The sequence below is a fragment of the Streptomyces sp. NPDC093568 genome (assembly GCF_044764945.1).
GTDB lineage: Bacteria > Actinomycetota > Actinomycetes > Streptomycetales > Streptomycetaceae > Streptomyces.
Map to the genome: position 1 here is coordinate 1,581,340 of NZ_JBIWJD010000001.1, position 9,332 is coordinate 1,590,671.

1 protein-coding gene is annotated in these 9,332 nt (G+C 77.3%); it reads left to right on the plus strand.

Annotated elements, in window-relative coordinates:
* The first annotated feature begins 14 nt into the window (after positions 1 to 14).
* Positions 15 to 9,320, plus strand: a complete 9,306-nt coding sequence (locus ACIRD7_RS06430) for a type I polyketide synthase (RefSeq protein WP_403450482.1) — start codon at positions 15 to 17, stop codon at positions 9,318 to 9,320.
* Positions 9,321 to 9,332: the final 12 nt, after the last annotated feature.

Below are 9,332 nucleotides of genomic sequence, written 5' to 3' on the forward strand. Positions count from 1 at the left end.
CGCCCGCCGACGCGATGGGACATCCCGTGCAGGAAGAGCAGCAGGACACCGTCGTCGACTACCTCCGACGCGTCACGGCGGAGCTGCGCCGTGCCCACCGGCGCATCGAGGAACTGGAGACGGACCGCGCGCCCGCAGCCGTCGCCGACGAGCCCGTCGCCGTCGTCGGCATGGGCTGCCGCCTGCCCGGGGACGTCACCTCGCCCGACGACCTGTGGCGGCTGGTGGACAGCGGAGGGGACGCCGTCACCGGATTCCCCCCGGACCGCGGCTGGGACCTGAGCGCGCTGCTCGCCGAGAGCGGCGCGCGCGGCGGCGGCTTCCTCACCGGCGCCGACGCCTTCGACGCGGAGTTCTTCGGCATCTCACCCCGCGAGGCCGAAGCGATGGACCCGCAGCAGCGGCTGTTCCTCGAAGTCGCCTGGGAGGCCCTGGAGCACGCCGGCATCGACCCGCGTTCCCTGCGCGGCAGCCGCACGGGCGTGTACGCGGGCACCTACCAGTGGGACTCCGGACGCCCCGGACCGGGCGACGGCGCGGGCCACGGCATGACCGGCACCGCCTCCAGCGTGCTCTCCGGCCGTCTCGCCTACGTCCTCGGCCTCGAAGGCCCGGCCCTCACCGTCGACACCGCCTGCTCCTCCTCACTCGTCGCCCTGCACACCGCCGTCCGGGCGCTGCGCGGCGGCGAGGCCGAACTGGCCGTCGTCGGCGGAGTCACGGTGATGTCCGACCCGGCGCTCTTCACCGAGTTCGGCCGGCAGGGCGGCCTCGCCCCCGACGGCCGCTGCAAGGCGTTCGCCGCGGACGCCGACGGCACCGGCTGGTCCGAGGGCGTCGCCGTCCTCGTCGTGGAGCGGCTGTCCGACGCCCGCCGCCACGGGCACCCCGTCCTGGCCCTCGTACAGGGCACGGCCGTCAACTCCGACGGCGCCTCCAACGGCCTCACCGCCCCCAGCGGCCGCGCTCAGCAGCAGGTCATCCGGCAGGCGCTGGCCACCGCCGGACTCACCCCGGCCGACGTGGACGCCGTCGAGGCGCACGGCACCGGCACCCGGCTCGGCGACCCCGTGGAGGCGTCCGCGCTGCTCGCGACCTACGGCCAGGACCGCGAACGGCCGCTGCTGCTCGGCTCGTTGAAGTCCAACATCGGGCACACCCAGGCCGCCGCGGGCGTCGCCGGCGTCATCAAGACGGTGCTGGCGATGCGGCACGGCAGACTGCCGCGCACCCTGCACGCGGACGAGCCCACCGCTGCCGTCGAGTGGACGGCCGGCCGCGTCGAACTGCTCCGGGAGCCCGTCGACTGGCCGCGCACCGGAAGACCCCGGCGGGCCGCGGTGTCCGCGTTCGGCATCAGCGGCACCAACGCCCACGTCGTCCTGGAGGAGGCCCCCGAGCCGTCGCCCGGGGCCGAGGAGAGCCTGTCGCCGGTCGGGGCGGTGCCCTGGCCGGTGTCCGCCCGCAGCGCCCCGGCCCTCGCGGACCAGGTGGCCCGCGTCCGCGCGCGGGCCGCGGGCCACGATCCGCTCGACGTGGGCCATTCGCTGGCCACCGGCCGGTCCGCGTTCGAACACCGGGCGGTGCTGCTCGGCTCCGCCGACGGCGCGCCACCGCTCGCCGAGGGGGTCGCCGGCGACGAGCCGTCCGTCGCGGTGCTGTTCTCCGGACAGGGCAGCCAGCGCCTGGGCATGGGACGCGAACTCGCCGCGCGTTTCCCGGTGTTCGCCGCCGCTCTCGACGAGGTCCTCGACGGGCTGGACCCGCGCGTGCGGCCGGCGATGTGGGGCGAGGACCCGTCGACCCTACACCGCACGGAGTTCGCCCAGCCCGCGCTGTTCGCGATCGAGGTCGCCCTGTACCGGCTCGTCGTCTCCATGGGCGTACGGCCCGAGTACGTCATGGGGCACTCGGTCGGCGAGATCGTCGCCGCCCACGTCGCCGGCGTGCTGTCCCTGGGCGACGCCTGCGAGCTGGTGTCCGCCCGGGCCCGCCTGATGCAGGACCTGCCGTCCGGCGGCGCGATGGTCGCCGTGGCCGCCGGTGCGGACGACGTCCGCCCGCTGCTCACGGACGGTGTCGTCCTCGGCGCGGTCAACGGCCCGCGCTCCGTGGTGCTCTCCGGCGCCGAGGAGGCGGTGCTGGCCGTCGCGGACCGCCTGGCCGGAGCCGGGCACCGCACCGCGCGCCTGCGGGTCTCGCACGCCTTCCACTCGCCGCTGATGGACCCGATGCTCGACGACTTCCGCGCGGCGATCTCGGATCTGCGCTTCCACGAGCCGCGCATCCCGCTCGTGTCGAACCTCACCGGAGACCTCGTCGCCCCGGACACGCCGGACTACTGGGTCCGGCACGTCCGGGAGGCAGTCCGGTTCTCCGACGGTGTACGCGCCCTCGCGGACCTCGGTGTCGGCGCCTGGCTGGAGCTGGGCCCCGGCGGCGTCCTCGCCGCCCTCGCCCAGGAGACCCTGCCGCCGGGCTCGGTCGTCACCCCCTTCCTGCACGGCGGCCCGGACGAGGAGCACTCCGCCGTCACCGCCCTGTCGCGGCTGTACGTCCACGGAGTCCCGGTCGACTGGGCGGCCCTGTTCGCCGGGACCGGCGCCGAGCGGGTCGACCTGCCCACCTACCCGTTCCGCCGCGGCCGTTTCCCCCTGCGCCACGCAGGCCGCGACACCGACGGCACCGATGTGTGGGCGGCACTCGGCCGCACCGAACCGGCCGCGCTCGCCGGCCGCCTCGGCGTCCCCGAGGACGCCGTCCGCTCCGTCGTGCCCGCGCTGCTGTCCTGGCGCTCCCGGCACCGCAGCCGGGCCGCCCTGGACGCCCTGCGCCACCGCGAGCACTGGCAGCCGTACGCCTTCCCGCCGGAGGGCGCGGTGACGGGCCGCCGGCTGCTGGTGCTGCCGGACCACGACGACCCCTGGGCCCGCGCGCTGACCGACGCCCTCGGCACGGCCGCCGTGCCGGTCCGGTGTCCCGCGGGCACCGACCGCGCCACGCTCGCCGCACTGATGCGGGACGCGGCGGGCGACGGCGACCTGGCGGGCGTGCTGTGCCTGACCGCGCTCGGGGACACCGACGCGGCGGACGTTCCCGCCGGGCTCCTGGACGCGCTGACGGTTGTTCAGGCGACCGGCGACGCGGGGCTGACGGCACCGGTGTGGTGCGTGACCCGCGACGCGGTGGCCGCCGTAGCGGGCGACCGGGCCCAAGGGCTCGCCCGGGCGGCCGTCCTGGGGCTCGGCCGGGTCGCCGCCCGCGAGATCCCCGACCGCTGGGGCGGTCTGCTCGACCTGCCCGCCGACGACCCCGCCCCGCACACCGTCGCCACCGCGCTGGCCGCCCTCACGGCCCCCGCGGGCGAGGACGAGGTGGCCGTACGCCCCACCGGAGCCCTCGTACGCCGACTCGTGCCCGCGCCTCGACGCGAAACCGAGGCGGCCGGGGGAGTGCCCGAAGGCTGGCGTCCCGCCGGCACCACCCTGGTCACGGGCGGCACCGGCGGCCTCGGCGCGCAGGTCGCCCGCCGGCTGGCCCGCGAGGGCGCCGAACGCCTGCTGCTGGTCTCCCGCCGCGGACCCGACGCGCCGGGCGCGGACGGACTGCGCGGCGAACTGGCCGAGGCCGGCTGCGAGGCGGACGTCGCCGCCTGCGACGTCGCCGACCGCGACGCGCTCGCCGCCCTGCTCGCAGCGCTCCCCGCCGACCGGCCGCTGACCGCCGTCGTGCACACCGCCGGCGTCCTCGACGACGGCGTCCTGGACCGTCTCACCCCCGACCGGTTCGCGGAGGTGTACCGCGCCAAGACCACCGGGGCGCTCCACCTCGACGCACTGACCCGGGACCACGACCTCTCGGCGTTCGTGCTGTTCTCCTCCGTGTCCGGCACCCTCGGCAACCCGGGCCAGGCCAACTACGCCGCGGCCAACACCGTGCTCGACGCGCTCGCCGCCCGCCGCCGGGCCGAAGGGCTGCCCGCCGTGTCGATCGCCTGGGCGGCCTGGCGCGGCGCCGGCATGGCCGCCGGACTCGACGACGCGCACGGCCGGCGCTCCGGCCTCGGCGGCCTCGACCCCGAACTCGCCCTCACCGCCCTGCTGGAGGCCACCGCCGAGCCCCACCCGGCCCTCCTGGTGGCCGACCTCGCACCACTGGCGACCGCCCTGCGCGCCGGGCCGCGCCGCACCCCGGTCCTCGACGACCACCCCGCCGTACCGGCGCCCGCGACCGGGCCGGCGACGCCGCTGGCCGACCGGCTGCGCACGGCCCCGCCCGCCGAGCACGCCCCGCTCGTCCTGGACGCCGTGCGCACCGCCGCGGCCGCCGCCCTCGGACATCGCCGCGCCGCCGACGTACCGCCCGACCGGGCCTTCAGGGCCTCCGGGTTCGACTCGCTCACCGCCGTCGAACTGCGCAACCGGCTCGTCGCCGCGACCGGTCTGCCGCTGACCGCCGGAGTCGTCTTCGACCACCCCACGCCACGCGGCCTCGCCGAGCACCTGCTGACCGCCCTCACCGGCACCGGCAAGGACACCGCGCCCCTCGCGCACGCCGAGGCCGGGGGCGACGCCGACGACCCGGTCGTGATCGTCGGCATGGCGTGCCGGCTGCCCGGCGGCGCCGACTCCCCGCAACTCCTGTGGGAACTGCTCGCCGAGGAACGGGACGCCATCGGGCCGTTCCCCGCCGACCGCGGCTGGGACCTGACCGAGTTCGCGGACGGCGGCCGCCTCGAAGGCGGATTCCTGTACGACGCCCACGACTTCGACGCGGCCTTCTTCGGGATCTCCCCGCGCGAGGCGGTCACCATGGACCCCCAGCAGCGGCTGCTCCTGGAGACCGCCTGGGAGGCCGTCGAGCGCGCCGGCATCGACCCGCACACCCTGCGCGGCACCCGCACCGGCGTCTTCGTCGGCAGCAACGGGCAGGACTACGCCCACGTCGTCAGCGGCGCCGCCGAGCGCACCGAGAGCCACGCCGCCACCGGCCTCGCCGCCAGCGCGATGTCCGGCCGCGTCTCCTACACCCTGGGCCTGAACGGCCCGGCGGTCACCGTCGACACCGCCTGCTCCTCCTCGCTGGTCGCCCTGCACCAGGCGGTGCGCGCGGTCCGCGCCGGGGAGTGCGCGCTCGCCCTCGCCGGCGGGGTCACCGTGATGACCGACTCGGCGAGCTTCGCCCGGATCCAGCGCCTCGGCGCCATCGCCCGCGACGGCCGCTCCAAGGCCTTCTCCGAGGACGCCGACGGCACCGGCTACTCCGAGGGCGTCGCCCTGCTCGTCGTCGAACGCCTCAGCGACGCCCGCCGCCTGGGCCACCCGATCCGGGCCGTGATCCGCGGGTCGGCCGTCAACCAGGACGGCGCCTCCAACGGGCTCACCGCCCCCAACGGGCCCGCCCAGCAGCGCGTCATCCGCGAGGCCCTGGCCGACGCCGGGCTCACCACCGCCGACGTGGACGCCGTCGAGGCGCACGGCACCGGCACCCGGCTCGGCGACCCCATCGAGGCCGACGCCCTCCTCGCCACCTACGGCCAGAACCGCACCCTCCCCCTGCTGCTGGGGTCGGTGAAGTCCAACATCGGCCACACGCAGGCCGCCGCCGGAGCGGTCGGCGTCATCAAGACGGTCCTGGCCCTCGAACACGGCACCCTCCCGCGCACCCTGCACGCCGACACGCCCTCCACCCGCGTCGACTGGACCACGGGCGCCGTACGGCTGCTGCGGTCCGCGCAGGACTGGCCCGACACCGGGCGCATCCGCCGGGCCGCCGTGTCCGCGTTCGGCATCAGCGGCACCAACGCCCACGTCGTACTGGAACAGGCGCCCCCGCAGCCCGCCGCGAAGCCGGCCCCGGACGTCGAACCGCCGGTCGCCACCGCGGACGTGCCGCTGCCGCTGTCCGCCCGCACCGCTCCGGCACTGGCCGAACAGGCCGCCCGCGTCGCCGCGTTCCTGCGCACCCGCCCGGAGCCGGACCCCGCGGCGGCCGGCTGGTCGCTCGCCGTCACCCGGGCCGCGCACCCGCACCGCGCGGTCGTCCTCGGCGACGACCGCGACCGGCTCCTCGACTCGCTCGACGCGCTGGCCACCGGCACCCCCGACCCGGCCGTCGTACGCGGCACCGGCGCCGACACCGCCACCGGACCGGTGTTCGTGTTCCCCGGACAGGGCTCCCAGTGGTGGGGCATGGGCCGCGAACTGTACGACACCTCACGGGTGTTCCGCGCCACCGTCGACGACTGCGCCGACGCCCTCGCGCCTTACGTCGACTGGTCGCCCGTGGACCTGCTGCGCGGCGTGGGCGACGACCCGGAGGTGCTGCACAGGGCCGACGTCGTGCAGCCCGCCCTGTTCTCCACGATGGTCGCGCTGGCCGCCCTGTGGCGCTCCCTCGGCGTCGAACCCGGCGCCGTCGTCGGCCACTCCCAGGGTGAGATCGCCGCCGCCCACGTGGCGGGCGCGTTCACCCTGGAGGAGGCGGCCCGGCTGGTGGCGCTGCGTGGGCGGACCATGCTCGAACTCGGCGGACTGGGCGGGCTGATGACGGTGTTCGCCCCCGTCGACCAGGTCGAACCCCTGCTTCAGGCGTGGCCCGGACGGGTCGGCGTGGCCGTGCTCAACGGCCCGTCCACGGTCGTCGTCTCCGGCGAGAACGGCGCCCTGGACGAACTGCGCGAGCTGTGCGCGGGCATGAACCTGCGCACCAAGGACGTCAAGTCCGACATCGCCGGGCACGGCCCCCAGACCGAGGCGGTCAAGAACCAACTCCTCACCGCCCTGGGCCCGTTGAGTCCGCGCCCGGCCCGCGTCCCGTTCTACTCCACCGTCACCGGCGGCCGGCTCGACACCACCGCCCTGGACGCCGGCTACTGGTACCGCAACCTGCGGCAGACCGTGCGCATGGAGGCGGCCACCCGCGCGCTGCTGGCGGCCGGGCACCGGGTGTTCGTCGAGAGCAGCCCGCACCCGGTGCTGGCCGGCGCGATCGGCGAGACCTGCGAGGCGGCCGGCGCCGAGGACACGGTCGTCCTGGGCTCCGTGCGCCGTCAGGGGGGCGACGCCCGTACGTTCCTGCTGTCGGCGGCGGCCGGCTGGGCGGCGGGCCTGCCCGTCGACTGGCGGCCCTGCTACCCCGCCACCGCCCGCACCGCACCGCCGGTCGAACTGCCCACATACCCCTTCCAGCGCCGCCGGTACTGGCCCACCCCCGCAGCCGCCCCCGTGCCGGCCGGCGCGGGCGAGGACAGCGCCTTCTGGGACCTGGTCGACGACGCCGACACCGCCCGGCTCGCCGCCGAGACCGGAGCCGGCGAGCCCGAACTGGCAGCCGTCCTGCCCGCCCTCGCCGACTGGCGGCAGCGCGCCCGGCGCCGCACCCTCGCCGCGTCCTGGAGCTACCGCGATGCCTGGCAGCCACTGCCCGCGACCGCCCCGGCGGCGCCGGCCGACCGCCTCGTCGTCGTCCCGGCCACGCACACCGCCGACCCCTGGGTGACCGCCGTCCTCGACGCCCTCGGCCCCCGCACCACCCGCCTCGACGTCGACCCCGCCACCGCCGACCGTGCCGCGTTCGCCGCGGCCCTGTCCGGCGAGCCGCCCGTCGTCGTCTCCCTGCTCGGTCTCGCCGAGGAGCCCGCCGACGCCCGCCACCCGGCCGTACCCGCCGGTCTCACCGCGACCGTCGCCCTGCTCCAGGCCCTCGCCGACCGGCCCGCCGGCACCCGGCTGTGGTGCCTGACCCGCGAGGCCGTCGCCGCCCTGCCGGGCGACCTCGTCCGCCACCCGGTCCAGGGCGCCCTTTGGGGACTCGGCCGGGTCGCCGCCCTCGAACAGCCCGCCCTGTGGGGCGGTCTGGCCGACCTGCCGGACACCGTCGACACCCGCACCGCCGCACTGCTCGCCGGGCTGCTCACCGCCGACGCGAGCGAGGACCAGCTGGCCCTGCGCCCCTCCGGCGCCCACGCCCGCCGTCTCGTCCCCGCCGGGGAGCCGGCCGCGGCGCGCCCGTGGCGCACCGGCGGCACCGCCCTGATCACCGGCGGCACCGGCGCCCTCGGCAGCCGCCTCGCCCACTGGGCCGTCTCCCGGGGCGCCGCCCACGTCCTCCTGCTCAGCCGGCGCGGACCCGACGCCCCCGGCGCCGACACCCTCGCCAAACAGCTCACCGAGCGCGGCGCCCGCGTCACCGTCGCCGCCTGCGACACCGCCGACCGCGCGGCGCTCGCCGCCCACCTCGACGCCCTGCCCGCCGACCGGCCGCTCACCACCGTCATCCACGCGGCCGGCGTCTCCGACGGCGACAGCGAGACCACCGCCCTCACCCCGGACACCCTCCAGGGGCTGCTCGGCGCCAAGCTGCTCGGCGCCCGCCACCTGCACGAACTCACCGCGGACCGCGACCTGGACGCCTTCGTGCTGTTCTCCTCGGGCGCCGCCTCCTGGGGCAGCGCAGGACAGCCCGCCTACGCCGCCGCCAACGCCCACCTCGACGCGCTCGCCGCCCACCGCCGCGCCACCGGCCTGCCCGCCACCTCCCTCGCCTGGGGCGCCTGGGGCGAGACCGGCATGGCCACCGAACCCGGCCTCGCCGCCGAACTCGCCCGCCGCGGCGTCCACCCCATGGACCCCGACACCGCGCTCGCCGCCCTGCAACGCGCCCTCGACGAGGACCTCACCGGCATGACGGTCACGGACACGGACTGGGCCGTCTTCCTGCCCGTCTTCACCGCCGCCCGGCCCAGCCCGCTGCTTGCCGCACTCGCGCGCTCCGCCGAGCCGCCCGCCACCGACGACCCCGAGCCCGGCGGCGGCCCTACCCTGCGCGACCGGCTCGCCGACCTCCCCGACGTCGAACGCGGCCGCCTGCTGCTGAACATCGTCCGCACCGAGGCCGCCGCCACCCTCGGCCACACCGGCGCCGACGCCGTACCCGCCGAGCGCGCCCTGCGCGACCTCGGCTTCGACTCCGTCAGCGCCGTCGACCTGCGCAACCGGCTCAAGGCGGTCACCGGCCTCGCCCTGCCCGCCTCCCTCGTCTTCGACCACCCCAACGCCACGGCCGTCGCCGCCCACCTGCGCACCGAACTCTTCCCCGACGCGCCCGCCGCCACCGACGCCGACCCGGACGCCGCCGTCCGCGCCGCGCTCGCCGCGGTCCCGCCCGCCCGGCTGCGCAAGGCCGGCCTGCTGGACCTGATCCTGCAACTCGCCGACGGCGACCCGGAGATCACCGCCGCCCCCGCGGGCGGAAGCGACCTGGACGCCCTCGACGGCGAGAGCCTGCTGCGGCTCGCGGCCGAGAGCACCTCGGACTGACGCCCCGCCCGA

Coding starts and splice junctions, on each gene's coding strand:
- ACIRD7_RS06430 (WP_403450482.1), top strand. CDS start 15: ATGGGACATCCCGTGCAGGAAGAGCAGCAGGACACCGTCGTCGACTAC.